The organism is Acidilobus sp., from assembly GCF_049973875.1.
Classification (GTDB): Archaea; Thermoproteota; Thermoprotei_A; order Sulfolobales; family Acidilobaceae; genus Acidilobus.
In genome coordinates, this window is sequence record NZ_JBMFJI010000010.1 from 17,828 (window position 1) to 42,126 (window position 24,299).

Annotated in this window: 24 protein-coding genes; 9 read left to right on the plus strand and 15 right to left on the minus strand. The window is 57.5% G+C overall.

All coding sequences use genetic code 11. The features are described from left to right. Positions 1–10: 10 nt before the first annotated feature. Positions 11–1,621 carry a B12-binding domain-containing radical SAM protein gene (locus tag ACP5H1_RS05075; protein ID WP_427972500.1) on the minus strand — a complete coding sequence of 537 codons (1,611 nt, stop codon included), beginning with the start codon at positions 1,619–1,621 and terminating at the stop codon, positions 11–13. 125 nt (positions 1,622–1,746) lie between these two features. Here ACP5H1_RS05075 and ACP5H1_RS05080 point away from each other — a divergent pair, with 125 nt between their 5' ends. Genes ACP5H1_RS05080 through ACP5H1_RS05095 form a run of 4 tightly spaced genes read left to right on the plus strand, consistent with a single transcriptional unit; the run spans position 1,747 to position 5,559 of the window. Continuing rightward, on the plus strand, positions 1,747–2,145 hold the full coding sequence (locus ACP5H1_RS05080; protein ID WP_427972503.1) for a HEPN domain-containing protein: 399 nt from the start codon (positions 1,747–1,749) through the stop codon (positions 2,143–2,145). A 56-nt stretch (positions 2,146–2,201) separates the two neighbouring features. Then, positions 2,202–2,957: a Fe-S cluster assembly ATPase SufC gene (gene sufC, locus ACP5H1_RS05085; RefSeq protein WP_427972505.1), complete on the plus strand. Its 756-nt coding sequence runs from the start codon at positions 2,202–2,204 to the stop codon at positions 2,955–2,957. Between the two features lie 53 nt (positions 2,958–3,010). Then, positions 3,011–4,405, plus strand: coding sequence for a Fe-S cluster assembly protein SufB (gene sufB, locus ACP5H1_RS05090; RefSeq protein ID WP_427972552.1), 1,395 nt, complete (start codon positions 3,011–3,013; stop codon positions 4,403–4,405). Then, positions 4,402–5,559 carry a SufB/SufD family protein gene (locus ACP5H1_RS05095; RefSeq protein WP_427972508.1) on the plus strand — a complete coding sequence of 386 codons (1,158 nt, stop codon included), beginning with the start codon at positions 4,402–4,404 and terminating at the stop codon, positions 5,557–5,559. Before sufB ends, ACP5H1_RS05095 begins: the two co-directional genes overlap by 4 nt. Here the strand turns inward: ACP5H1_RS05095 and ACP5H1_RS05100 are convergent. The 3 genes from ACP5H1_RS05100 to ACP5H1_RS05110 form a co-directional block, all read right to left on the minus strand. Beyond that, a complete protein-coding gene (locus ACP5H1_RS05100) occupies positions 5,525–6,151 on the minus strand; it encodes a FumA C-terminus/TtdB family hydratase beta subunit (protein ID WP_427972510.1) in 627 nt (208 codons plus the stop codon). The two genes, ACP5H1_RS05095 and ACP5H1_RS05100, sit on opposite strands and share 35 nt — an antisense overlap. Positions 6,152–6,161: 10 nt before the next feature. After that, entirely contained in the window at positions 6,162–7,070 is a 909-nt protein-coding gene (locus ACP5H1_RS05105) for a fumarate hydratase (protein ID WP_427972512.1), read from the minus strand. Positions 7,071–7,134: 64 nt separating this feature from the next. Next, entirely contained in the window at positions 7,135–8,148 is a 1,014-nt protein-coding gene (locus ACP5H1_RS05110) for a glycosyltransferase (protein ID WP_427972515.1), read from the minus strand. A 74-nt stretch (positions 8,149–8,222) separates the two neighbouring features. Between ACP5H1_RS05110 and ACP5H1_RS05115 the strand changes: the two genes are divergently transcribed. Together ACP5H1_RS05115 and ACP5H1_RS05120 are read left to right on the plus strand one after the other, a co-directional pair. Then, positions 8,223–9,293 (plus strand): AIR synthase family protein, encoded by a 1,071-nt coding sequence (locus tag ACP5H1_RS05115; RefSeq protein ID WP_427972555.1) that lies wholly within the window; start codon positions 8,223–8,225, stop codon positions 9,291–9,293. Positions 9,294–9,299: 6 nt separating this feature from the next. Further along, the gene (locus tag ACP5H1_RS05120; RefSeq protein WP_427972518.1) at positions 9,300–10,688 is read left to right on the plus strand and encodes a bifunctional hydroxymethylpyrimidine kinase/phosphomethylpyrimidine kinase; all 1,389 of its coding nucleotides are present in this window, start codon (positions 9,300–9,302) and stop codon (positions 10,686–10,688) included. A 2-nt stretch (positions 10,689–10,690) separates the two neighbouring features. Here ACP5H1_RS05120 and ACP5H1_RS05125 read toward each other — a convergent pair whose 3' ends face one another. Genes ACP5H1_RS05125 through cedA1 form a run of 4 tightly spaced genes read right to left on the minus strand, consistent with a single transcriptional unit; the run spans position 10,691 to position 14,554 of the window. Beyond that, positions 10,691–11,404 (minus strand): 50S ribosomal protein L2, encoded by a 714-nt coding sequence (locus ACP5H1_RS05125; RefSeq protein WP_427972520.1) that lies wholly within the window; start codon positions 11,402–11,404, stop codon positions 10,691–10,693. Then, a complete protein-coding gene (locus ACP5H1_RS05130) occupies positions 11,370–12,917 on the minus strand; it encodes a helicase HerA domain-containing protein (protein WP_427972524.1) in 1,548 nt (515 codons plus the stop codon). The genes ACP5H1_RS05125 and ACP5H1_RS05130 overlap by 35 nt, the downstream gene beginning before the upstream one ends. A gap of 3 nt (positions 12,918–12,920) precedes the next feature. Continuing rightward, positions 12,921–14,309: a hypothetical protein gene (locus ACP5H1_RS05135; protein ID WP_427972527.1), complete on the minus strand. Its 1,389-nt coding sequence runs from the start codon at positions 14,307–14,309 to the stop codon at positions 12,921–12,923. Beyond that, positions 14,306–14,554: a DNA import protein CedA1 gene (gene cedA1 / locus ACP5H1_RS05140; RefSeq protein ID WP_427972529.1), complete on the minus strand. Its 249-nt coding sequence runs from the start codon at positions 14,552–14,554 to the stop codon at positions 14,306–14,308. Before cedA1 ends, ACP5H1_RS05135 begins: the two co-directional genes overlap by 4 nt. Before the next feature lie 177 nt (positions 14,555–14,731). On the opposite strand from cedA1, the gene speE reads away from it, so the two are divergent. Then, complete coding sequence (gene speE, locus ACP5H1_RS05145; RefSeq protein ID WP_427972558.1) at positions 14,732–15,655, plus strand: polyamine aminopropyltransferase; 924 nt, start codon at positions 14,732–14,734, stop codon at positions 15,653–15,655. 63 nt (positions 15,656–15,718) lie between these two features. Here speE and ACP5H1_RS05150 read toward each other — a convergent pair whose 3' ends face one another. The 3 genes from ACP5H1_RS05150 to ACP5H1_RS05160 are packed head-to-tail and all read right to left on the minus strand — an operon-like array spanning position 15,719 to position 17,922. Further along, positions 15,719–16,120, minus strand: a complete 402-nt coding sequence (locus ACP5H1_RS05150; RefSeq protein WP_427972560.1) for a 30S ribosomal protein S8e — start codon at positions 16,118–16,120, stop codon at positions 15,719–15,721. 42 nt (positions 16,121–16,162) lie between these two features. Continuing rightward, positions 16,163–17,050, minus strand: a complete 888-nt coding sequence (locus ACP5H1_RS05155) for an N-glycosylase/DNA lyase (protein WP_427972531.1) — start codon at positions 17,048–17,050, stop codon at positions 16,163–16,165. Then, positions 17,041–17,922 carry a thiamine-phosphate kinase gene (locus tag ACP5H1_RS05160; RefSeq protein WP_427972534.1) on the minus strand — a complete coding sequence of 294 codons (882 nt, stop codon included), beginning with the start codon at positions 17,920–17,922 and terminating at the stop codon, positions 17,041–17,043. Before ACP5H1_RS05160 ends, ACP5H1_RS05155 begins: the two co-directional genes overlap by 10 nt. Positions 17,923–18,020: 98 nt before the next feature. On the opposite strand from ACP5H1_RS05160, the gene ACP5H1_RS05165 reads away from it, so the two are divergent. Further along, a complete protein-coding gene (locus tag ACP5H1_RS05165; RefSeq protein ID WP_427972563.1) occupies positions 18,021–18,641 on the plus strand; it encodes an undecaprenyl diphosphate synthase family protein in 621 nt (206 codons plus the stop codon). On the opposite strand, the gene ACP5H1_RS05170 is transcribed toward ACP5H1_RS05165, so the two are convergent. Genes ACP5H1_RS05170 through ACP5H1_RS05185 form a run of 4 tightly spaced genes read right to left on the minus strand, consistent with a single transcriptional unit; the run spans position 18,638 to position 22,014 of the window. Then, positions 18,638–19,096, minus strand: coding sequence for a Zn-ribbon domain-containing OB-fold protein (locus tag ACP5H1_RS05170; RefSeq protein WP_427972536.1), 459 nt, complete (start codon positions 19,094–19,096; stop codon positions 18,638–18,640). The two genes, ACP5H1_RS05165 and ACP5H1_RS05170, sit on opposite strands and share 4 nt — an antisense overlap. Positions 19,097–19,101: 5 nt before the next feature. Continuing rightward, complete coding sequence (locus ACP5H1_RS05175) at positions 19,102–19,638, minus strand: Zn-ribbon domain-containing OB-fold protein (RefSeq protein WP_427972537.1); 537 nt, start codon at positions 19,636–19,638, stop codon at positions 19,102–19,104. Between the two features lie 16 nt (positions 19,639–19,654). Then, positions 19,655–20,833: a thiolase domain-containing protein gene (locus tag ACP5H1_RS05180; protein WP_427972539.1), complete on the minus strand. Its 1,179-nt coding sequence runs from the start codon at positions 20,831–20,833 to the stop codon at positions 19,655–19,657. Positions 20,834–20,838: 5 nt separating this feature from the next. Further along, on the minus strand, positions 20,839–22,014 hold the full coding sequence (locus tag ACP5H1_RS05185; RefSeq protein ID WP_427972542.1) for a thiolase domain-containing protein: 1,176 nt from the start codon (positions 22,012–22,014) through the stop codon (positions 20,839–20,841). A gap of 95 nt (positions 22,015–22,109) precedes the next feature. Here ACP5H1_RS05185 and ACP5H1_RS05190 point away from each other — a divergent pair, with 95 nt between their 5' ends. Then, positions 22,110–24,080 carry an AMP-binding protein gene (locus tag ACP5H1_RS05190; RefSeq protein ID WP_427972544.1) on the plus strand — a complete coding sequence of 657 codons (1,971 nt, stop codon included), beginning with the start codon at positions 22,110–22,112 and terminating at the stop codon, positions 24,078–24,080. The last annotated feature ends 219 nt before the right edge of the window (positions 24,081–24,299 follow it).

Genomic DNA, 24,299 nt, shown 5'->3' on the forward strand with positions numbered 1-24,299 from the left:
AAGACTCATTTCAGTAGACGGCGGTCCTTAACGTCGTGTAGCTCTCGCTCACCTCAGGTACCTTCAACCTCCTTGAGGCGAGCTCGCGCATTGCCTCCTCATAACGCTTAACCAGCATGGAAGCTAACGTCTTGCCAAGCCTGCCTATTATTATCTTAGCTAACGGGTTCTCCATCTTCTCCACAGCCATATCCATATCGGCTGCTGCCTCGCTGAAGGCCTTCGAAAGCGCCTCAAGTATGAACCGTCCTCTGACCGGGTCCAGCAGCATCTTGTTTAAGATGGTGAAGTACGTGTGCCTCAGGGCCCCCATGGGTATGAACGGCAGTGGGAACGTTATCACTCTCAGCTTCTTAATTCTGTCCAGGAGCTCTAAGTCATAAACTACGTCGTCCTCAGTCTCCCCAGGGAGGTTAAGTATCATCGTGCCAACAACAACCCATCCGTTATCGTTGAGTATGCCTATGGCCTGCTCTACCACCTCAGGGTACTGCTCTGGCGTGTAGGGAAGGGCCTTACCAGGCATGAGCTTCCTCAGCAGCCTCGGGGAGCCCGTCTCTATGCCCATCTCTATGAATGTCCTTCTGCCGCCCTCGTTTATGTACTGCGCGACCTCCTCAACCATCTTAGGCTTGTAGGCCGCCACGGCAGCCGTTGTGAAGTTCGTAGATATGGTGTGCTCGTCGCCATATGACTTGACGAGCTTGTAGGCCTTCCTGGTGAGCTCGATGACCTTCTCAGGGTTGGGCTCTATGCCCTTGGCTCCGTACCTGAAGAACTCATCGCTGTGAAGGTCTATGTCCTTCATCCCGCCCCTCCCTATGTTGACCCTTATCTCCTGGTCTATGTGGCCCTCAAACGGAAGCGACTTTATGGCGCCGCTCAGCGCTGGGGTACAGAAGGCGCAGCCCCTGCCGCAGCCCCTCGTGACCTCCACCAGGCCCCCGTTGGAAGGCGTCAATATTGTTGCGATGTCCTCAGGCTTAGCCGGAGGAGCTGAGACCACCGGGGGCAGGGGCTCTCCCCTCAGAAGCCTGGAGAACACCGAGGGGCCGAGGCTCTCGAACTCCCCCTCATATACAACGTCCACCCCAAGCTTCCTATGATACCCGGTGTCCGTCAGCTGCCACGTGGCCGGCCCTCCGACAACTATCTTCATGTGGCTCCTGTGAGCCTTAACGGCCGGGTTTGTGAATATCTCCAGGAAGGACCTGGCAATGAAGGGTATGCCCCTGTAAGGCAGGCCGGCAAGCTTAAGTATCCAGTAAACTATCCCGCTTCCAAAGCTGAGCCCAAGGGGGTCCATGACATATATCCCAAGCACCCTGGTGTTGGGCCCTATGACCTTGTCAAGCTCGTAGGGGCTGGCTATAGCAACCTCGTCCCTGCTAACCACGCCCTTAGCCACGAGCGAGGCCTCAACCTTGGCTAAGCCATAGGGGGCCCTCTCAGCTATGCCATTCCTTGACTTCACCCTGAAGTACGTCCTTGCTATGAGGGGCTTGATGTAGCTGTCCGGGAGAGCGCTTATGAAGCCTGCCACGGTGGCGCCCAAGGTGTCGCTGGCGGTGGCCCCCTCGGCCGTTAGCACTACCTTGAAGCCCTCACTCACCGCCTTCACCTGCAGAGTGCGCACGTAAATATGTAGAATACCGCTACTTTAAAAGTACTAATTTAAATTAGTATTTATGGGGCCCGATTAAGGCTTTACGCCTTAGAGCCCCCCTGAGCTCTAAGGGCTGCGGCGTGTCGCTTAGGTACGGCGAGGAGCTGCTGAGGTCGGCCGAAAGGCACCTGAAAGCCAGCCTCTATGGAGTCTCGTGCTACGAGTCCAGGCAGGCGGCCCTCTCTTCGCTGGCCATGCTTGGGGCCAGGTCGTCTCACAGCCTAAGGGAGGCCTACGCCGAGGCCGTTAAGAGGGGTGCCCCGAGGGACCCCCAGCTCCCTGCATGCCTTGGCGTCTTGGACTCCCTTAGCATGCTTACAAGCGATGCCTGTGACGACGCCTGCAGTGACGAGCTTCCAGGCGGCTATGAGGTCAGCGAGGCAACCGAGGAGGACGCTGTTAAGGCGCTGGAGCGCGCGAGGATTATAATTGAGTACGTCAGGAGAGCCCTGGGCGCGCCCTCCAGGACTACAAGATAAGGCCCTTCAAGGCACAGACCACCGCTTATTAACTTTAACGCGCGTTAAAGGTCTGAGTGAGCGAGTTGGCTATGGAGGTTCAGGACCTGCGAGTCAGCGTGGATAACAAGGAGATACTGAAGGGGGTCTCGCTTAAGGTTGAGAGGGGGGAAGCCGTAGTCCTAATGGGCCCTAACGGCAGCGGCAAGACTTCACTTGCATATGCCCTCATGGGGCATCCAAGGTATAAGGTGGTCAGCGGCAGGATATCGATGGACGGCGTTGACATAACTAACGAGCCCACGTACGAGCGCGCCCTCAGGGGCCTAACCCTGGCCTTCCAGAGCCCAGTTGAGGTCCCAGGCGTGAAGCTGAGCTACTTACTTAACGTAATAAACGCCAAGAGGGTTAAAGGCTTTGACCTAAGCTACGTTGACCCGCAGTTCGTCTCGTGGGTCAGGCAGCGGTCGTCAGAGCTTGGCATGTCAAAGGACCTGCTTGACAGGGAGGTTAACGTGGGCTTCAGCGGAGGCGAGAAGAAGAGGTCTGAGATCCTTCAGGTGCTCGCCATGAGGCCCAAGTACGTCATCCTTGACGAGCCTGACAGCGGCCTTGACGTTGACGGCATAAGGATTATAGGGAACACCATAGCCTCCATGGCGTCTCAGGGCATAGGAGTACTAATAATAACTCACCACGCCGAGATAACCAAGTTCGTGAGGCCCTCAAGGGCCTACGTGCTTATCAACGGAAGAATAGTGAGCGCCGGGGGGCCTGAGCTCGTTGACGAGGTCCTCACCAAAGGCTATGAGACCCTTCAGATGGCGAGGTGACAGCCTTGACGGAGCCCGTTAAGCTTGTGAGGGAAAGGGAACTCAAGGAGGTAATGCACTTCGACGCTGGGTCGCTGCTCGGCAGGTCAATGCCGTACCCCAAGGAGGTGGAGGTTAAGGGTAAAATCTCAAGGGACGTCGTCGAGGAGATCTCAAGGTCTAAGGGGGAGCCAGAGTGGATGAGGCTCCTCAGGCTCAGGGCGCTTGAGGCGTTCGAGAGGCTACCCATGCCCAACTGGCTTGAGGGCGTCGAGAGCATGGACCTTGATGAGATAGCCGCCTACGTGAAGCCAAAGGCTGAGAGCTCCAGCGATTGGGAGGACCTGCCCGACTGGATGAAAGATGCCTACAGGAAGCTCGGCCTCCCGGAGGCCGAGGCCAAGGTGCTCTCGGGCCTCACCGCGGTCTTTGACAGCGAGAACATAATAACCAGGGTCAAGGAGGAGCTGAAGAAGAAGAACGTGATATTCATGTCTATGGACGAGGCGGTGAAGAAGTACCCCGACCTGGTCAAGGAGTACTTCGGCAGGGTATTCCCGTACAACGACCACAAGTTCGCCGCGCTCCACTACGCCCTCTGGAGCGGCGGCGCGTTCGTCTACGCCCCCAAGGGGGTCAAGGTGCTCAACCCGGTCGAGGCGTTCTTCCTGATAGGCAGCGAGCTCGAGGGCCAGTTCGAGCACACGCTCCTGGTGGCTGACGAGGACAGCTTCATACACTTCATAGAGGGCTGCGCGGCCCCAATACTGCCGAAGTTCAGCTTCCACGACGGTATGGTTGAGATCTACGCCAGGAAGAGGTCCGAGGTCCACTTCACTACAATGCAGAACTGGAGCGGCAGCATAATCAACTTCAATAACAAGAGGGCCATAGCGGAGGACTACGCCAACGTAGAGTGGGTTGAGGGCAGCATAGGGAGCAAAATAACGTTCACCTACCCGAGCACCATACTTAAGGGGAGGGGCGCGTCCACCAAGAACATATCCATAGGCATAGCCAACGGCCCATCCAAGATAAAGGACGTCGGCTCCAAGGCCATACACGTGGCGCCTGAGACCAGGAGCCTGATAATATCTAAGAGCATAAGCTCCGGGGGCGGCATAGCTGCCTACAGAGGCCTTGTCAAGGTACTTAAGGGCGCCAAGAACAGCGTCGCCCACGTGCAGTGCGACAGCCTAATAATGGACAGGGAGAGCAGGGCCTACACGCTGCCGAGGAACGAGGTTGACGAGCCCACGGCCGAGGTGACCCACGAGGCCACCGTTGGAAGGCTTGGCGAGGATCAGCTGTTCTACCTGGCCTCAAGGGGCATAACTGAAGGGGAGGCCAAGGCTATGATAGTCAACGGCTTCATAAGGGACGTGCTAAAGGGGCTGCCGCTTGAGACTGTGAGCATACTAACAAAGGTGATCGAGCTCGAGTTCAGCCAGCTCGGGAGCGTTGGGTGAATGCGGAGATGGCCTCACTCCTAGTTGAGAGGGCGAGGAGAATAGCCTCCAAGACATCGTGGCAGGCTATCGCGGACTCGCCCACCACTAAGAACTACACTAACTGGAAGCTCTTCGAGGAGGCACTGGCCCTGAGCGGCCCCCTGAGCTTCTCGCAGCCCAGGGGAAGCTGGGACATGGTGCTGGGGCCCTGCGGCGTCGGCTACAACTATGACATTGACGAGAGCGTGCTTGACCTCTCGGCATCTAAACTCTACGCGGAGCACATAGCTAGGCTTGCCGGCGCTCACAAGCTCGAGCCCGCGAGCGGCACCTACAGAATAGCCCTCTGCAGGCCCGAGGGCGACAGCTGGTACTCCTACCACCTTCTCATAAACGTCAATGAGGGGGTAAGCGCGAACATCTTAGTCTACGCGCCGAGGGCCGCTCCTGGAACCACGGGAATAGAGGTCAGGGCCAAGAGGAACTCCAACCTTAACCTTGTAATAGTAGCGGAGCCGCAGGCTGAGAAGCCCATGGCATTTATATTGAGGAGGGCCCTGGGAGTTGGAGCCAAGGTCAGGTCGACCGTGGTCTCGGGCGGCAGCGTTATGACCAGGGTTGACGAGCAGAGCCTCCTGAGCTCCGGCTCGCAGCTCGTGCACAGGTCCTTTGTGGCCTCGTCCGAGGGCCAGACCGTTGATAACATAATAGATACTGTCCAGACGGGCCACGACAGTACCGCAGACATAACAGGCTTTGGCTTCTCGTCAGGCAAGTCGCTGGTGTCCGTGAGGGGCACTGTGATTATGAACCCGCAGTCCTACGGCTCTTCGTCGAACTTCATAGTTGAGGCCCTGCTCCTGAGCGAGGAGTCCAGGGCCTACACCATGCCTATGATGAGGATAGACACGGGGGACATAAAGGCTGCCTCCCACCGCGCCGCCCAGTACAGGGTACCCCTAGACCAGCTCTTCTACCTAGAGTCCAGGGGGCTCAGCGAGCGTGAGGCCTTCGAGCTGCTGCTAAGGGGCAAGCTGCAGTCAACCCTAGACGGCCTGCCGGCAGAGCTGACGTTCCAGGCGGAGGACCTGGGGTTAAGGCTAATAAAGAAAGCCGTTGAGGCCATAGCGGCTAAGGTCACTCCTCAGCAGGAAGCCCGAGCTCCCTCTTGACCTCCTTTGCCTTTTCGGCCACCTCTGCCAGCCTCTGCTCGTAAAGGTTGGCGCCCGTGGAGTCTATGGCAACAGTTAGTGGACCGAACTCCTCAACCTCGAAGACCCACATGGCCTCTGCCATGCCCAGCTTGTCAAGCCAGTAAACGGCTGGCACCCTCTTTATTGCCTCGGCGGCCAGTGCCCCGGCGCCCCCAGTGAAGACTGCATAGACCGCCTTGTGCTTCTTCATGGCCTCAGCCGTCCCCCTGCCCATGCCTCCCTTGCCAATTATCATCTTTACCCCGGTCCTCTCTATGAACTCTGGCTCCACGGGTTCCATCCTCATACTTGTTGTGGGGCCAGCCGCTATGATCTTCCAGCTGCCGCTGACATCCTTGACAGCCACCGGCCCGCAGTGGTAAAGCGCGAGCCCCCTGAGGTCCACGGGCAGCGACCCTCCCCCGCGGAGCACCTCAAGGGCCAGCTCGTGCGCCTCATCCCTTGCCGTGACCACCGTGCCTGTGAGGTAGACAACGTCGCCTATCCTGAGCTTCTCCACGTCCTCGTCCCTGAGAGGGGTCCTCAGGTGGAACTCCCTGGCGGAGCTCATTCTCATCACCTCATATCACGCAACCACTCCCCGTGTACCTTATGTGCTTGCTAGTCATCTCCCAGCTGCCGTCGGAGTGCACCACCGCAGAGGCCCTCCTGGTGGCCCAGCAGCTTGTCACTATACCTATGGCAAAGGTTGCCGGGTGCCTGTATGAGTAGTCTATCTTAACGTCCAGGGCTGTAAGGCCGCCGCCGAAGCCGTGAGGCCCAAGCCCAAGCTTATTTATCGCGTTAAGCAGCTCCACCTCCAGCTTGGCTATGTTGGGGTCAGGGTTACGCTCGCCCACGGGCCTCAGCAGGGACTTCTTGGCGAGCGTTAACGCTATGTCACCCCCTGCGGCCACAGCGACGCCTACTATCACAGGAGGGCATGGCAGGGGGCCGTACTTCGCTATGGTGTCTATGACTCCGCTCTTGAGCTTCTCAAAGCCAAGTATGGGCTCGCTCATTATTAGCGTCGCTGGGAGCTCGCTCCCGCCGCCCTTAGTCATGAACCATACCTTCAGGTCGCTGCCCTCCACAACGTCTATGTGGATCCATGGTATGTACCTGCCGGTGTTGTCACCGCTGTTCTTCTTGTAGAACGGGTCCACGGCGTTGGGCCTCAGGTAGCCGTCCTTCGTGGCTTTTCTGAGGGCCTCGCGCGCAGCGTTGACCGCGCCCAGCCTGAGGGGGAAGTTCTCGCCCATCTCAAAGAAGAAGTAGGGAGTCCCCGTGTCCTGACATATGGGCACCTTCCTTGTGCACGCTATGTCTATATCCTTCAGTATGGCCTCCAGCTGCTTCTTAGCCAGGGGGTTCGTCTCCCCCTCATATCCCTCCTTCAGCGCCCTGTAGACGTCCTCAGGTATGCTCGTGGCCGCGGTCCTTATCATTTCATAGAAGGCGCCCACTAGGTCCTGCTCAGTTATGCCCAAGCCTCACACCGGGCTCAGCTGTTCACACCAGGCTAAATATTCCTTTACTATAAAATCCCTAATACTAAGTTAGACTATCCTGGCTCGCCAGCCTCTCGACCTCTGACGCTATATCATGAGAGGCGTCCCTTAGCTGAGGGGGCTGCGGGCTCTCCCTGAGCACCTGGAGCAGGGCGCTGTAAACTTTCTCTGGCGTCGCCTCGCTGCAGTTAAGTACCCTGTAGCCTTTCCTGCCCTCAAACAGCCTTGCGTTCTCCCTATGCTCGAAGTGTTTATCAATTTTTAATATGACCGCCCTTTTTCTCATGATTGAGGCCTCAACAAGGCTCCCATAACCGGCCAACACTACCAGCGCCTTAGCGTTGGCCGTGACTTTTGTTGGGTCAGAAACGAAGTTCTCCCCACCAAGGGTCACCACGTCAATGCCGACTTTAGTTAGATACCCCTCCAGCTGTCTGGCTAGCCTAAGGCCGGCGTTTGTTCCACCTATGTTTATCACCACGTGGTCACCCTCTTCTGGCTCAGGGTAACTTTCATGCGTTGGGATCTGGCCGTACCTTAGAAAGCCTTCGCCGTCGCCCCAGAGGCCCACGTTAAATCGAAGGGTAAACCTGTGAAAGTTCTTCAGGATCCATGAGTTGACCCTCCTAGACACGTAGTTGACCGAGCTGCCCAAGGACGTTATGTCTGTTATGAGCACGGACTTCTGGGGCAACTTGAGGCCACTCATCATAAGCTCCCACGGCTCGTCGCCTATCACTAAGTCGAAGTCTTCCAGGTTCAGTCGCTCGGCTATGGCTCGAGAGTTGCACCTCAAATCAAGGTAAAGCCTGGCCAGGCCAATCGGTGAAAACGTCACCCTGCAGCCCTTTATCACGTTCATTATGGAGTCCCCAAGGCTCCTCAGCTCCCAGGACAGCTCGTGGAGCCTCTCGCCCCTGGCCTCGAGGTACTTTGCAGCCCTGCCAGCGGTGAGCCACGTTATGTCCGCCCAGCCCAGCAGCCTTGAGAGCCTGTAGTCCCTGGTCACGTGACCTAGGCCGACGCTTGAGCTTACATAAAGCACCTTAAGCCTCAAGGCCTGCACCTGGAGCACGTACTAAAGCGTATTTTAACGTGTTGCTCTATGTTACCACTAGGAATAGTAACGAGGTGCTGGGCTTGAGCATAGTCATAGGTAAAGTTAACAGGGAGCTCTTTGAGAAGGTCATTTACCCCCAGCTGGGCGCAAAGGACCCATCAGTCATGGTTGGGCCCCAGTTCGGGGTCGACTTCGGGGTTGTGAGGGTTGGGGACTACGACCTAATATTTGAGGTTGACCCGGTTTATGTGGTGCCGGAGTACGGCTGGGAGAAGAGCGCCTGGTTCGCGGTGCACATACTTGCCAGTGACGTGGCCGTCTCCGGGGTGCCACCGAGGTACCTCTTCACAGACCTCAACCTCCCCCTTAATATGAAGGACGAGGAGCTGGCCACGCTCTGGGGTTACATACACAGGGAGTGCAGCAGGCTGGGAATATCAATAGTCGCTGGTCACACCGGCCGCTACGGCGGCATTGATTATCCAATGATAGGCGGCGCCACCATGGTGGCGGTGACGCCCAAGGACCACTACGTGACGCCAGGCATGGCGAGGCCCGGGGACGTCGTAATAATGACTAAGGGCGCCGCCGTGGAGACGGCTGGGATACTCGCATCCATGTTCCCTGAAGTCCTGAGCAGGAAGTACGGCGAGGAGTTCACGAGAAAGGCGCAGGACATATTCTGGCTTCAGTCTGTAGTTGAGGATGCGCTCACGCTCTCACAGCTTGGCCTGAGGACTGGCGTTACAGCCATGCATGACGCTACTGAGTACGGCGTCTGGGGAGCCCTTAATGACATAGCTGAGGCCAGCGGGGTCTCGATAAGGGTCCACAGGGAGAAGCTGTTCATAAGGGATGACGTTAGGAGGGTGATCGACGCCTTCTCAGAGTACACGTCGGTGCCCGTTGACCCCTACGCGTCGATAAGCGAGGGCACGTTAATAGCCACCGTTAAGCCCGAGGTGGCCGACAGGGCAGTGGAGCTCCTGAGGTCCAAGGGAATCGACGCGGCCGTCATAGGCGAGGTAGTGGAGGGCAAGGGGGTTTACCTAGTAGATGACGGCAGCGAGAGGCTCATCTCCCAGCCCGAGAAGGATCCCTTCTGGGAGCTCTTCTTCAAGGTTCTGCAGATGCGGAGGTGAGGCAAGGTGAGCAGGTGGGGCATACCAGTGGCTATGACCATAGCAGGCATAGACAGCGGTGGCGGCGCTGGCGCCAACGCTGACCTCAAGACTTTCGCGGCGCTCGGAGTCCACGGCACTGTGGCCGTGACCAGCGTCACGGCCCAGAACACGTATTCAGTTACAGGAATATATGACATGAGCCCAGAGGCCGTGGCCAGGCAGATAGAGACCGTCTATGAAGACATGGGAATAGACGCCGCCAAGACTGGCATGCTCAGCAACAGGGACATAGTTCACGCCGTCGCGACTGAGCTTAAGAAGTACGACTTTCCGCTGGTCGTGGACCCTGTCATGGTGGCCAAGAGCGGCGCGCAGCTGCTCAGAGATGACGCCATAGAAGTGCTAGTTAAGGAGCTCCTGCCCAGGGCCACGCTGGTGACCCCGAACTCACCCGAGGCCGAGAGGCTCTCAGGCATGACAATAAGGGGCCTGGAGGACGCCCGCCGCGCCGCCAAGGCCATAGTTGATAGCACCGGGGCCGCGGCGGCCCTGGTCAAGGGTGGCCACCTGGGAGGCAGCGAGTCCGTTGACGTGCTTTACTACAACGGGAGCTACTGGGAGTTCAGGGCCCCCAGGATAAACACTGAGGACACCCACGGCACTGGCGACGTGCTCTCGGCCGCGATAACAGCCCTCCTGGCCAAGGGGTTCCAGCTGCCTGACGCCGTGAGGGCCGCCAAGGACGTGATAACTGAGTCCATAAGGTACTCGCTTAGGCTCGGCAAGGGCCACGGGCCCGTGAACCCTTCCGCCTGGAGCTACGTGCCCTCAATGAAGTACAACGCTATACAGGACCTCAGGGCAGCTATAGACATGCTTAAGCAGCAGGAGTACTACGTCTCAGTCCTCGTCCCAGAGATATCAATTAACGTAGGGGAGGCCGTGGAGCACCCCTACGCCAGGGGCGTCGATGACGTGATAGCGGTTCCTGGCAGGATAACTAGGTACGGCGACAGGATCATGGTTCACGGCGACCCCGCGCCGGGGGCCTCGAGCCACGTGGCCAGGGCCATCCTAGCCTACATGAGCAAGTACCCGGAGTACAGGGCGGCCGCAAACATAGCCCTAAACGACTACATAAGAAAGGCTGTGGAGTCCCTGGGCCTCAGGTGGTCCTACTATGACAGGTCTGAGGAGCCTGAGAGCGTCAAGGAGGCGGAGGGCGGCTCCATACCGTGGGGCATTAGGAGGGCCCTTGAGAGGGCCAATGGGCCCGTCGACATAATTTATGACACGGGCGACTTTGGCAAAGAGCCCGGATCCTTCGTCTTTGGGCGCAACGCCATGGAGGTCGCCAGCAGGATGATCGAGATTGGAAGGAAGGTCAGGGAACTGATGAAGCAGGGGAAGTAAGGCTAACGCTTTCTTCCAGTCCTCCTCGCAGCTATGTGGCCCACCTTTCTGCCCGGCGGGGCATTTCTTGAGGTAGTCGTCGGCCTGCCCTCGTGCTGGTGGAAACCTCCTCCGAACGGGTGGTTGGCAGCGTTCATGGCAACGCCTCTTACGGTAGGCCACTTGGTTCCCTTGACCCTGTACTTGTAGTAGCTGCTGCCAGCCTTCAGGAGCGGCTTCTCTATCCTGCCGGCCCCAGCTGGAACCCCTATGGTGGCCCTGCAGTTGCCTGAGATCTCCTTCTCCCTCTTGCTCGGCAGCAGCACCTTCACTGTGTCACCGGACTTGCTCAGCACTATGGCGTAACTTCCCGCCTGCCTGGCCAGCTTCCCACCGTCGCCAGGCCTGAGCTCTAGGTTGTAGACTAGAGTGCCCTCAGGTATCTTAGAGAGGGGAAGCACGTTACCAAAAGTGGGCTCCGCATCAGGACCTATCTTTATCCTCTGACCAACGAACATGCCCTCCGCTGCTGGCATCAGGAACTCCTCGCCGTTGGTTAGCACTACCCTTGCAAGGGGCACGTACCTGCCGGGGTCGTGCACTAGCTCCTTGACAACTCCCTCAAGGGTCTTGTCCGAGAGCTGGGGGTACCTTGCCGGACCTGGATGTATGTGGTCCGGGTTCCTAAATGTCAGCGATCCCTTACCTGCCCTCTGCTGCCTTAAGCTCTTTCCCATCCCTTACGCCCTCCTCTGTAGGTGAAGTGGGTAGGTTTTTAAGCAGTTTCGTGAAGTCCAGCACCCTCACTTGCCTGGTCCTGCCCACCTCGTCTATCATGACAGCGTGGCCTACTGGCAGGGACTTGAGCTCCTCGGGCTTATCAATGCCGAGCTGCGCCCCCAGCTCCGCGTAGTAGTTGGTGAAGCCGCCAAAGACGAGCTTGTAACCTGTGTTGTCAACTATCGGGCGGCCCACGTCTGAGGGCAGCTGGGTCGCGTAGACCACGTAGAGGCCCTTGCTCCTGCCCTCCCTCAGGGCGAACTCCATATGAACCGCTGAGCCCCTGGCGAAGCGCCAGGCCTCGTCCAGGATCATCACGACCCTACCCTTAAGGTCCCCCTCGCTGGCGCTCAGCGCCATGGAGCTCACGAGCAGCGAGCCGTAGACGTTCCTAACCTCGTTTGGCAGCCTCGTCAGGTCGTAGACCACGAGGCCCTCTGGGTTCAGCCTTCCGACGCAGACCTTAACGTTAGCCCCCTCGCCGGTCTCGCGGCTGCTCTCAAGGAGCTTCGCAGCTATGCCGTCAAGCCTCCTCATGGGAATGCAGTCGTCCTCGCTTGGAGTAACGTAAGAGTCCGCGACCCCCCTAAGCATGGAGGCCAGGTCCCCCTTAGGGTCTATAACAACTATGGCCCTTGGGTCACCGAAGGTCTGGTGCATTGACGTGAGCTGGGAGGCCAGGCCGGAGAGCATCACGGTCTTGCCCCTGCCGGTAGGCCCAAAGACCCCCAGGTGTACCCTAAAGGCGTAGGGCCACCTCAGCACGACCAAGTTGCCCGGCTCATTTATGTCCTCACCAATTACAACCCCGTCCTCGTCGTTTATGTCCTCCCTATCGACTATGACCAGGTTATTGCTGCTCTCGCTCAGCCACGTGGGCTCGGCCGAGCCCAACAACATGGATATGTCTGAGGCGACGACCTTCCTAAGCTTCACCTGGGCCTCGGCCTCAACGAGCTCCTTAAAGGCTTCAGCGTTCAGCTCGGCCTCCCTATCGCCCTCAGGGACCCAAACTATGAATGAGAAGCCCCCCACGTAGGGCACCTGGGAGTGCAGCACCTCCTTATACAGGCCCTCGAGGAAGCTTAGCCTCTCCCTGTACTTCACGTGCCTGGTGGCGCTGTAGGCGAAGTCAGCCTTACGTATCTCCTCCTCGAGCTCCTTGAGCAGCGAGCTCTTGCTGACTGAGTACATGCTGCTGAGGAACGTTACCGAGAGCCTTGAGGACCTAGCTAGTTTGGCGAGCCTAAGCGGGAGGTCGCTGCCCTCCCTGGGAACTCCGTCAGCTACATAGGCTATGCCGACCAGCTTCTTGCCGTCAACGTAAACTGATGGCCTTGCGCCGCCCTCATGTTTTATCCCAAGCGATAGCCTGAGTTCCCTTGAGGCCCGTATGTTCCTTATCATCAGCAATACCGTGACAACAGCGACGCCGGCAAGGAACATGTCAAAGGCGTATGATGGATTCAAGGCTCAGAACACCTTCGGCATTATTCCCCTCCTGCCTCCCAGCAGCCTTGCAAGCGCATACGCTATTGTAGTGAGTGTCGCCATGTACATGAAGGGCACCACCAGGTAGTAAACTATGAACTCCTCAACAACGTTAACAGACAAATAGTTAATGCCAAAGAACTTGGTGGCGTAGTCCATCGTGACGAACCCTGTTATATTGGGGGCCTGGCACCTGCCGAAGTTAACCGTAGCCGAGAGGTTCAGGGGTCCCTCGAAGTACCACGAGTTCCCGTTTATTCCAAGCCACGTCCAGGCCGAGCGTCCCGGCCTTATGTTAGATGATATGTTGACCTCGCAGCCCTGCGGGGCCCTAACCTCCAGCAGCCCTCCATAGCCAAGGTTGGCCACAACCTTAACGCCGTTGGCTGACTGTGTCAAATTAACCTGGCCTGGCTGATTAGTGAAGATTATTACGTCATCGCCAGCCGTGTAGATAATGTAAGGAGACCTCAGGGTCACCTGCTGTGAGAAGCTGTAGTTAGACGGATTAAACGGGTAGGGCTCGAGCAGGGAGCCCACGCCGTCTATTACGTCGTAAGCGTAGACGGGCTGGGAGCTTGGCATTGAAACCATCTGGGGCTGGGGGGACTGGGGGTCATATGCGTAGCCGTCTCCCTCGACCCAGTACTGAGCCACCTTGGCCGCGCTTCCGCTGACGTTAGCGTAGAGCTCAAGCACGGAGTCACCTAGGGGCTGACCGCTGCCGGTGTAGACGGCCACCTTTTCATACGTTAACCCTAGGGCGGCCGCGCCTGGCGAGACCCCTATTGAGGGGGAGGACGCTATGGCCGACTCAAACGCTGGCATCACCTGCAGGCCCACGCTAAACGTCACGACAAACGCTATGAACCATGCCCCGGCCTCGCGGCCCAGCCTGAATGGAAGCGCGAAGAGCACGAGGCCCAGCAGAGCAATTAGAGTTCCAGCGTACCTAACTATGGCCTCTATGGCTGCGAGCGTCACCATTAAGAGCAGGTCCGCGGTCAGCGCGTCATTGAAAGGGGACACGAGGGCCCTGGCCGCGGAGCCCCCCGGCACGTACGAGGCCAGCGATGAGAGCGCCAGGAGCGCCACCTTAACGCTCAGGAGCAGCTCTATTCCATTGGTCAGCCACGAGTCAAAGTAAGGCCACGAGCCGCCCAGCATGCCAGCTAGGCCCTGAGCGAACTCCATGATTGCAGTAAGCGATATGGCCAATATGAAGGAGAACATGGAGTCCCTCAGTAGTGTGCCTCCCCACCTCTTCACCCCCCTGACCGGTATTGGCAGGGCGTAGATCAGGACCCCAATGTAGAAGGAGAGCAGGGCTAGTTTAACTGCGAGCTGAAAAAGGTAGCCATAGGAGATCATGGCGAGCCTACCACCGCCTTTACGATATAGGTTATGAACGTGAACACTGTACTTCCAAGGGCCAGCCAGAGGGCGGCCCATATGGAGTCCTCAACTAGCCCTGAGCCGGCCCTCTTCAGCCTTGAAAGCGGTATTGGGGCCCCCCTCAGGGTCCACCCTATAGTCCACGTCAACAGGAAGAGGGCCCAGGCGGCCAGCGTGATCTCCTGGGTGAGCTGCTGTATGAAGCCTACTACGTCAGCCATTGTCCAGCACCCAGCTTATAGCATAGCCAAAAATTGCAGGGAGGGGTGGGCGGAGCGAGCGAAAGTGAAAGGGCCTTTGAGATGGCTGCCGCTCCCTGAGCGTCAACAGGCCTTCAGGGAAGGTTAAAGGCTTTAAAATTCGCCCATGAACCCTCAAGTGCGGCGGGAGTCTTGTCTGTGAACTACCCTGAGTGGCACTGGATTCATGAATGGAGCACGCCTGGCACATTTCACGCGCATGCAGTGAAGAGGGTCTACGCCTTTGGCAAAAGCAAGTATCAGACCTACCTTGTAGTGGAGTTTGAGGACCTAGGAAAGGCGCTCGTTATTGATGGTAAGACTCAGTCAGCCATCATAGATGAGTTCGTTTATCATGAATCCCTCGTTCAGCCTGCCATGATAGCTCACGGTTCCCCCAGGAGCGTCCTTATACTTGGGGGCGGCGAGGGCGCCACGGCGCGCGAGGTCCTTAAGTTTCCCTCGGTAAACAAGGTGATAATGGTTGACATAGATGAGGAGGTTGTTAACGCCTGCAGGGAACTCCTGCCAGAGTGGCACAGGGGGGCCTTTGACGATCCAAGGTTAAAACTGGTTATAGATGATGCCGAGCATTACGTCACTACTGCCAGCGAGAAGTTCGACGTAATAATAGCTGACCTGGTTGACCCAGAGGAGGGGGGCCCGGCATGGAGGCTTTACACTAAGGAGTTCTACGAGCTGCTTAAGTCAAAGCTTAACAAGGGGGGAGTCTTTGTAACTCAGGCCACAAGCCCTGTGCTCACGCCCTCCGTGCATGCAACCATTTACAACACTGTTAGAGCCGCCTTTAAGCACGCAACCTCTTACTACGTCTACATAAGGAGCTTTGAGGGCCTCTGGGGCTTTGTCATGGGTTCTGACGACGTAGAGGTGGAGTCCCTGCGCTCCACTAGCGACGTCGACTCCCGGCTCAGCTCCATGGGGGTCGGGGTCAAGGGCAACAGGTTCTATGACTCCGAGAGCCATAGGTCGATGTTTAACGTGCCTAAGAACATAAGGGACTTCCTGGCCTCATGGAATGAAGTCTCAACGCTCAGCCATCCTGTTTACCTGCCAGCCTAGCCATTTTCCTTTTACTGCTCCCTCTGGTAATCCGGTTTCTTATATAACAAGGTCTTCGGTAACTTAACTAGCCTGCTGCCCCTCAACTAGGACCGCGTTAACAACGCCGTCCTGGCCAGGCCTTGAAGTGACCCTGGCTAAGCCGGCGGAGGTCCTAATTATAGTGCCCTTAGTTATTATGTTCCTCCGCGCGTACTCCCTGTTGGCAGGCGTTGATACAACGGCAAGTATCTTGGCCTTAACGCTCTTGCCTGTCTTGGGGTCATTAACTATAGCCTCACTCACCGCCCTAAGCGACAGCTTATAGTTGCCCCCCATCACCCTCTTGACCCTGACGTCGCGTGAATCGCCTAGCACCGTCGGCACGAAGTAGTCACCCATCGCGTACCTCCTCTTCCTCTTGTGAGGCAGTGACCTGAGGCCGCCGCTGGGCTTCTTAAGGTCCCTGTACTGGTACACGCCCATTGCCTGCACCAGGGGTTAGCATTAGGCTTGCACATAAAAGCGTTAATGGCGACGTGGGCCTCCGCCAGAGGGACAAGGAATATAGGTAAGCTCCCTTGCTATGGCCTCCGCGGCCTCTGGGACTACTTTTGAGAGCGTCCTCCTTATCTCCTCCCTGGCGGCAGCCTGATCAAGGTCCCTCGGGGCCCAGCCCACCACCCACAGCAGCGAGTCCAGGTGAGGAGTCGGCACCCCACTCATCAGTGAGACGTCCCTCCAGGCCCTCTGGGCCTCCGTAGGCGACCTAACAAGCTCGTGGTAGTCCCTGGGGCCTCTGACAAGCCCGCTTGTCATAGTGACGCATGCTACCCTAACATCTATGGGCATTGGAAGGTCAAAGGCCAACGGCCTCATGACACCCCTGGCCCTCGCAGCGTAGTATGCCATCTTAACCGAGAACGCCACCGTTTTCCTCTCCTCCTTGGAGCCCAGCGAGGCCGCCACAGAGCTTAGGATGTCCTGCGGCTTCTCAATGACGAGCTCAGGCCGTGACATGAGCTCCTCGAGGGCGTCCCTCATGTAAGTTCCTACCTTTCTGACCCTCCTTATCTTGACATCCCTGCCGATTAGGGAGCCAGGGCAGTTGTTCAGGAACCATATAACATTATTGATGGCCTCGTCAACAGCTCTGGGGATTCCTCTGCTGCCTAACATGTCTGAGACACAGCGCCACCACTCCTCGCCCCTCATAGTTAACCTGTAGCTCGACAGGGCCACCAGGAGGGCATATACGGTGGCTGGTCCCCTTCCCACGCTTTCCGCAAGCCTCTGCATGTCGTCATATTGGGGGTCGAGGACCTCCTCAAGCTTTAGGATGCCGTCTACACCCGCCCTTGAGATCGCTGACGCCACGGCCCTAACTCTTTCGCTGTCAACCCTGGCTACCACCATGACCAACCCCGCGGCTCCAGGGGCTTCCCCCTAAACTCTACCCCGCGTCCCTCCCTGACTTTTCCCACGGCAAAGCAGAGCGAACCGCAGAGCTTCAGGAAATCGTCAAGGGAGTCGGCCGGCACTGCCACAGCTAGATTATAGTCTTCCCAGCTCATTATGCTTTCCTCTGCCGTAAGCAGCCCCTCGAGCTGGGGGTCTACGACCACCTCCTCTAATGATATTAGCACGCCGCTGGACCTAGCTATGTTGTTAAGTGTCACGAGCCACCCGTCGCTGTTGTCAGATGAGGCGTGGGCATACCTTGAGATGGCCTCAGCCGCGTCAACGTGAGGGCGAGGCCTTGCCATCTTCCTTATGATGTCTTCCTCGACGTCCCTGAGCGAGACCTCGGACTTCATGATCTTGTAAGCCAGCGACCCATACCCAAGGTAGCCGACCTGCACCACAACGTCTCCTGGCGTTGCCCCGCTTCTTGTCACAGGCCTGCTAGTGGTGCCCACCACTGCCACGTCTATCCACGCGTCTGCGGTGGACCTATTGGAGTCCGCCTTGTAGACCTTGGCCCTCACGTCGCGGGAGGCCTCGCCAACGCCCTTGGCCACCTCCTCAAGCACGTCAACGGACGTGGCTCCCACGCTGTAAGCTATCGCTATTGGCCTGCCCCCTGACGCTATGATGTCACTGGCCGAGGCCACCGTAGACTTGTAGCCCCAGTCGCTCCAGCTCATGAACGGAAGCCTGCTCATGGAGGCGGCGTAGCCGTCTATATTAATAAGGAGGCCCTGCGGCCCCGCAGCATCTACGTTGAAAATGTCAGCGTTCCCAGCGAGCTCCGCCAGCCTCCTTAAAATACTTTCCTCGTCCTGCAACCCGTTGCTTCCCAGGGGTTAAGGAAACTAATTCTTATTAACTTTGACACCCCTGACCTGCATGGTGTGTCCCAACGATACCTAACGCCATCGGCATTATACCTGACGGTAACAGGAGGTTCGCTAAGAAGTACAACGTCAGCTACTTTCAGGCCTACAGGCAGGGCTATGAAAAGCTGAGGGAGGCCCTGAGGTGGGTTATAGAGGAGGGCGTCAGGAGGGCCGTTGTTTACGTGCTAAGCTATGAGAACTGCACGAGGAGGTCGCCCATGGAGAAGGCTGTCCTTGAGGACCTGCTGATCAGTGGGCTGAGGGATCTGAGGTCTGACTCAATAATTAACGGGGAGAGGATAAGGGTAAGGCTTGTAGGCGACCTCTCCCTTGTGTCCGAGGCCGCGAGGAGGGAGGGGGCAGCGCTCGAGGAGCACACGGCTAGCTATGATGGCGGCTCCCTCCACCTGGGGGTCTGCTACAGCGGTGAGTGGGAGAGGAACATCATTGCATCTGGGACTGCTTCGCCCTCGCTGGCTGCGCGGGTTCCGCCCATAGATTTAGTGATAAGGACCGGCGGCATGAAGAGGCTCAGCGGCTTCTTCCCGCTGCAGACCAGCTACGCAGAGCTGTACTTCACGGAGACCCTGTGGCCTGAGTTCACAAGGGAGGAGCTGAAGAAAGCCCTCGAGTGGTTTGAGCTGCAAAAAAGGAACTTTGGGGCTTAGGCGGGCTCGAAATACTGTATGTCTGCTATGGTGCCCTTCCTCTGGTCCTTGGGCTTAAAGACGGGCTTTAGCTCCATTCCAACGTAAACCTTGCCTGGGTCCACATTTACTATGTGTATCATTCCGTTTACCGCGTCGTCGGGCTTTATGACGCCGACCACTATGGGCTTCTCAAGCCTGTTGCCGTAGAGGTCCTCATAAACTATGGTGTAGTGCTGAAGCCTCCAGGGCCCCTTGATCTCGACCAGTGAGCCCTCGCCGAAGTCTGAGCAGAATGTCTTAGGCGGCACGTATACTGAGCCGTCGCTGCACTTCATCCCAAGTATCCTGCCCTCAACCAAAGCCTTGGCCAGCTCAAGTCCGTGAAGGCCTGGAGTATAGACGTACTTGTCTACTTCCTCACGCTCAGGCCAGAATATCAAGTCGTGAATCCTACCATGCTTGTCCCAGCTCATGCCCATCACCTCACAGGCTCAAAGCACTCAATATCTAAAACAGACCCCGTCCTCTGCTCGGCGGGCTTCCACCTTGCCTTGACTTTCATGCCTATGGTGCTGTCCTTCTTTGCCTCCTCAGGGTCTATACAGAGCCTATGGAAGAGCCCTGCGAACTCATAGCTGTCCTCCTTGTAGCCTGGCACGTCAAGCTTTATGACGCCGACCACTATGGGCTTCTCAAGCCTCTCCCTCCTTACCGATATGTAGCTCACCACCGCGGTCTGCACGGTGCCGGTGTCGGGGACCTCGACCCAGTCAGTCAGAGCTACATGGCAGTACTCGCAGTAGTCCCTCGGCGGCACGTATATCCTGCCGCACCTGGGGCACCTGCGTCCAAGTATCTTTCCCTCCTTGAGGCCCTGCAGGAACCTTGAGATGGTGGGTCCCGCCGAGAACTCATACTTGGCCTGCGGGCTCGACTCCACAAGGCCTAACAGTGAGTACATCTCCTTCGCGCTGAGCTTAGTTCCCGGAAGCCTTGCACCCTCCTTCCCACTCATGCACATCACCTCCATCTCAATTACTCAAAACAATAACAGTCCCAGCCTGCATGAGGTCACCCCAAGCGTTGGCGACGGCCTTGTGGACAGGCTTCTTAACTTGCCTCTTGCCGGCCTCGTACCTCAGCTGCCAGAAGAGCTCGGCCACCTTCATCAGCCCAGCTGCGGCTATTGGGTTGCCTACTCCCAGCAGGCCTCCGCTTGGGCTGGTGGGCAGCTCCCCGTCCCTCTCGAAGTACCCTTCCTTGAGCAGCTTCCATGCCTCACAGGGCCTGGCCAGCATGAGGCCCTCTATGTGGTGCAGCTCCTTGTAGTCAAATGGGTCGTACGGCTCTGCCACGTCTATCTCCTTCCAGGGCCTCTCTATCCCCGCCATCCTGTAGGCCATCCTTGCGGCGTAGTTGAGGTACCTTGGAAACGCCAGCTCCCTGTTCTCCCAGTGCTGGTTGTCGAGCGTGAAGCCTATGCCGTCTATCCACACCGGGGAGTCCGTGACCTGCCTTGCCGTGTTCTCATTGGTGATGACCAGGGCTGCCGCGCCGTCCGTCACAGGCGATATGTCAAGCTCGTTGACCGGCCACACCAGGAGCTCGCTCTTAAGCACATCGTCTACGGTTATGTTTGCCGCTACCTGCGCCGCGGGGTTATCAAGCGCGTTGCGCTTGTTCTTGACGCTAACGAGCGCTATGTCCTCCTTCTTGGCGCCGCACTTGGCCATGTACCTCCTCATCTCCATGGCAAATATCCATATCAGGTTTGGCTCAAGGGGCCTGTGAAGTATTGGATCCCATATGTACCTGAAGACGTACTGCGGGTGAGGATGGGCGGGGCTCATCTTCTCCTCCGCCACCGCCAGGACAGTCCTGCAGAGGCCGCTGGCCACATGCCACCACGCCGATACAGGCACGAAGACGCCGGTACCGCCGCCCACGTAAACCCTTGTCATAGGCTTGTTCAGGGCGCCTGAGCCGTCGGCAAGGTACTCACCCTTCATGTGGACGCCGTCGAAGGTGTCCGGCGCTGAGCCTACTACCACGCAGTCTATGTCCTTCAGCGTCAGCCCAGCCTGATCAAGGGCCTGCCTCGCGGCCTCCCAGGCGAGTTCCCTGGGAGTCTCAAGCGCGCGCCTCATGAAAGTAGTTATGCCCGCGCCAACTATCGCAACCCTATCCTTAACGAACAGGCTACTCACCATGTACATCACCCCTCAACGTCAGAGGACAAAACAGCCACGGCACTTGTGTACGTGGGAACCCCCCTCCACGAGGCCACCACAGCCCTCCTGGCCTCCTTGAGCTGGTGAGTTCCGGCCTCGCCTCTCAGCTGAAGCACTGCCTCAAGGAACCTGGCCAGGCCTGTAGCCTCCAGCGGGACGCCCATGGCCAGGCTGCCGCCGCTTGGGTTCAACGGGAGCCTTCCATCAAAGTCGAACTCCCCGGCCTCCAGCATCTTGTGGGCCTCACCCTCGGGCGACAGCATCAGCTCCTCGGCCGAGAGCAGCTCCATAAAGCTAAACCTGTCCTCTACCTCTGCGAAGCTGACGTCCTTCTGTGGGTCAGAGATCCCAGCGAGCTTGTAAGCCATTAAGGCGGCATTTCTCAGCGACGGCATCCTTCCCCACTGGTGCCACTCGATGGAGCCGCTCCCTACCTCGGTTGAGTATCCAACGCCGTCGAGCCACACCACCTTATCAGTGAACTTCTTCGCGACATCCTCGCTCGCCAGGACCACAGTTACGGAGGCGTCTGAGAACCCAGCTATCTCATACCTAGTCATCGGGTATATTGCGTAAGGCGATGAAAGGACCTCGTCAAGCATTATCCTTGATGAGTAGGGGGCCCTGTCGTTACGGAGGCCGTTGTTTCTGTTCTTAACTGCCACCATAGCTAGGTGCTCCCTTCCAGCTCCAGTCCTGCTCATGTAAGCCTGGGCGTCAAGGCCCGCTATGAAGAACGGGTTGCCTGTGCTCAGGGGCCTTATGTGAAGCGGATCCATCGCAAAGTAATAGATGTCTTGTAAGGTCTTTATCTCGCTGGGCTTTCCGTGGGACTCCACTGCCACCACGTTGGCGAGGCCTGACCTTATTAACATGTAGGCATGGGCTACTCCCAGCAGTCCGTCACCCGACACCGTGAAGGTAGGCCTTAAAGCTCCACCTATGGGCTCTGGGGCGAACTCGTCAGCTATAGCTATGCCTTCCCACATGTCTTCCTGACAATCTACAAAGACGTCAATGTCTTTCCTTGGATCCACATTAGCATCTGCATAGGCCCTGTGGGACGACTCGAACATCATTCCTTGGAAGCTTACCTCGGGCGTTGATGGCCTGAAGCCGTAAAAGCCGACGCCTATTACGGCTACCCTTTCATTCCCCATACTAACTCTGCCTATTATAAATGGACTCCTTCATTGAAATAAAAGCTGTGCTACTTACTGGATACATAATCGGGCCCAGTATTAAGGGTGGGATTGTGATCTATATTTGGACTCCGCCCAGGGACCTCGTGCAGCAGGCCAACGTCACTCACTTCATGGAGTCCCAGAAGGTAGAAAGCTATCAAGACCTCGTGAGGCGCAGCGCGTCGGACATCAAGTGGTTCTGGGGCAACGTGCCTGAGTGGCTGGAGCTTGAATGGTTCACTGAGCCTAGGGAAGTCTACGACTCCTCCAGAGGCGTTGAGTGGACCAAGTGGTACATAGGCGGTAAAATAAACGTGAGCTATAACGTCCTCGACAGAATTATCAAGAGGGGGCTTGGAGACAAGGCAGCTATGACATGGATAGGCGAGGACTCGAAGGTCGTCAGGTTAACATATAATGAGATGTTGGACTACGTCAATAGGTTCTCCAACCTGCTGACGGAGCTTGGCGTTGGGAAGGGCGACGTAGTTGCAATATATGCCCCAATAATGCCTGAGAGCGTTATAGCTATGCTGGCCTCCATGAGGGTCGGCGCCATAGCCGCGCCAATATTTAGCGGCTACGCGCCCGATGCGGTCGCTGAAAGGTTAAGGCTTGGGGAAGCCAAGGTGCTTGTAACCGTTGACGGGTACTATAGGAAAGGGAAGGTAATACAGCTCAAGCCCAGCGCTGACGAAGCTGTTAGGCTTTCCGGGCTTAAACCTAAGGTAATAGTAATAAGAAGGCTAAACATAGATGTTCCAATTAATGAGGAAAGAGACCTGATATTTGATAAGGAGGTGTCGTCCAAGAGGCCTACCTTTGAGCCTGCAGAGACCGAAGCCGAGGACCCAGCAATCCTGATGTTCACGAGCGGCACAACTGGAAAGCCTAAGGGGGCCGTAATAAGCCACGCGGGCATGCTGCTCCAGCCCACGAAGGAGCACTACTTCAACCTTGACATAAAGCCCGGCTGGGAGGGGTACAATGACGTTCTCTGGTGGATAACCGACCTGGGCTGGATGATGGGACCATGGATGGTAGTTGGCTCCCAGGCTCTTGGCGCCTCCCACCTCTCGATAGAGGGGGCCCTTGACTACCCTACAAGGGACAGGGCTTGGGACATAATAGAGAAGTTTAAGGTGACCCACCTGGGCTTCGCCGCCACTGCGGGCAGGCTACTTAAGTCACTTGGCAAGGACGCATATGAAAACCATGACCTGTCCTCCATCAGGGCCTTTGGCAACACTGGCGAGCCTATAGACGAGGACACCTGGATGTGGGTGGTCAGGGACCTTGGTGAGGAGAGGAGGCCTATGATAAACCTGAGCGGGGGCACCGAGATAATGGGATGCTTCCTGCTGCCAAGCCCCGTGGTGCCGCTCAAGCCCACTACCCTCTGGGGCCCAGGCCTTGGCATGGATGTTGACGTGTTCGACGATAACGGCGCGCCGGTGAGGGGCAAGCCCGGCTACCTGGTCGCCAAGAAGCCCGCCCCAAGCATGACGAGGGGCCTCTGGAAGGACCCTGAGAGGTACATAGAGACCTACTGGTCCAGGTTCCCAGGGGTCTGGTACCATGGGGACTACGCGCTTATCGATGAGGACGGCTTCTGGTACATACTTGGAAGGGCCGACGACGTCATAAAGGTGGCCGGCAAGAGGCTGGGCCCAGCTGAAGTCGAAACTATAGTCAACAGTTACCCCAAGGTCGCCGAGAGCGCGTGCATAGGCTACCCGCACCCTGTCAAGGGTGAGGTGGTTGTCTGCTTTGCCATACCTAAGCCGGGCCAGGTGCTTGAGGATGCGGACCTGGGCAACATAAGGAGGCTGGTGGCGGAAAAGCTTGGAAAACCCTTTGAGCCGGAGGCCGTGGTGCCCGTCAAGGACCTGCCCAGGACCAGGAGCGGAAAGATAATGAGGAGGATAGTGAGGGACACCGCTGTTGGTAAGCAGGTGGAGCAGTCCCCCGTAATTGATAACCCAGAGTCCATAAACTACGTGAAGGAGGCTACGGCAACGCTGAAGAGGCTTATGAAGTGAGCGAGGACCGCTCGGACAATCTAGCCCTCTTCATCGCCTCAGGCCCGAAACCTTTCCTCACGGCGGCCGTTTAGAAGCGCGCGGGGCCTTTTAGGGGTCGGACTTTCACTGAGGCTTCATGAACTTGCGTTCAGCCTCTCGTCCTCATCCCCCCTGTCCGACTCCCCGCGCCGTCTACGGGAGCGGCAGTTGAGCCACTCCCCTCGAGGACGCGGGGAG

Bases quoted from the DNA above. Each gene is read 5' to 3' on its own strand.
- sufB (WP_427972552.1), top strand. From the start codon at position 3,011: ATGCACTTCGACGCTGGGTCGCTGCTCGGCAGGTCAATGCCGTACCCC.
- ACP5H1_RS05100 (WP_427972510.1), bottom strand. From the start codon at position 6,151: ATGAGCTCCGCCAGGGAGTTCCACCTGAGGACCCCTCTCAGGGACGAG.
- ACP5H1_RS05125 (WP_427972520.1), bottom strand. From the start codon at position 11,404: ATGGGAAAGAGCTTAAGGCAGCAGAGGGCAGGTAAGGGATCGCTGACA.
- ACP5H1_RS05135 (WP_427972527.1), bottom strand. From the start codon at position 14,309: ATGATCTCCTATGGCTACCTTTTTCAGCTCGCAGTTAAACTAGCCCTG.
- cedA1 (WP_427972529.1), bottom strand. From the start codon at position 14,554: ATGGCTGACGTAGTAGGCTTCATACAGCAGCTCACCCAGGAGATCACG.
- ACP5H1_RS05150 (WP_427972560.1), bottom strand. From the start codon at position 16,120: ATGGGCGTGTACCAGTACAGGGACCTTAAGAAGCCCAGCGGCGGCCTC.
- ACP5H1_RS05155 (WP_427972531.1), bottom strand. From the start codon at position 17,050: ATGGTGGTAGCCAGGGTTGACAGCGAAAGAGTTAGGGCCGTGGCGTCA.
- ACP5H1_RS05170 (WP_427972536.1), bottom strand. From the start codon at position 19,096: ATGAGCTGGGACAAGCATGGTAGGATTCACGACTTGATATTCTGGCCT.
- ACP5H1_RS05175 (WP_427972537.1), bottom strand. From the start codon at position 19,638: ATGAGTGGGAAGGAGGGTGCAAGGCTTCCGGGAACTAAGCTCAGCGCG.
- ACP5H1_RS05180 (WP_427972539.1), bottom strand. From the start codon at position 20,833: ATGGTGAGTAGCCTGTTCGTTAAGGATAGGGTTGCGATAGTTGGCGCG.
- ACP5H1_RS05185 (WP_427972542.1), bottom strand. From the start codon at position 22,014: ATGGGGAATGAAAGGGTAGCCGTAATAGGCGTCGGCTTTTACGGCTTC.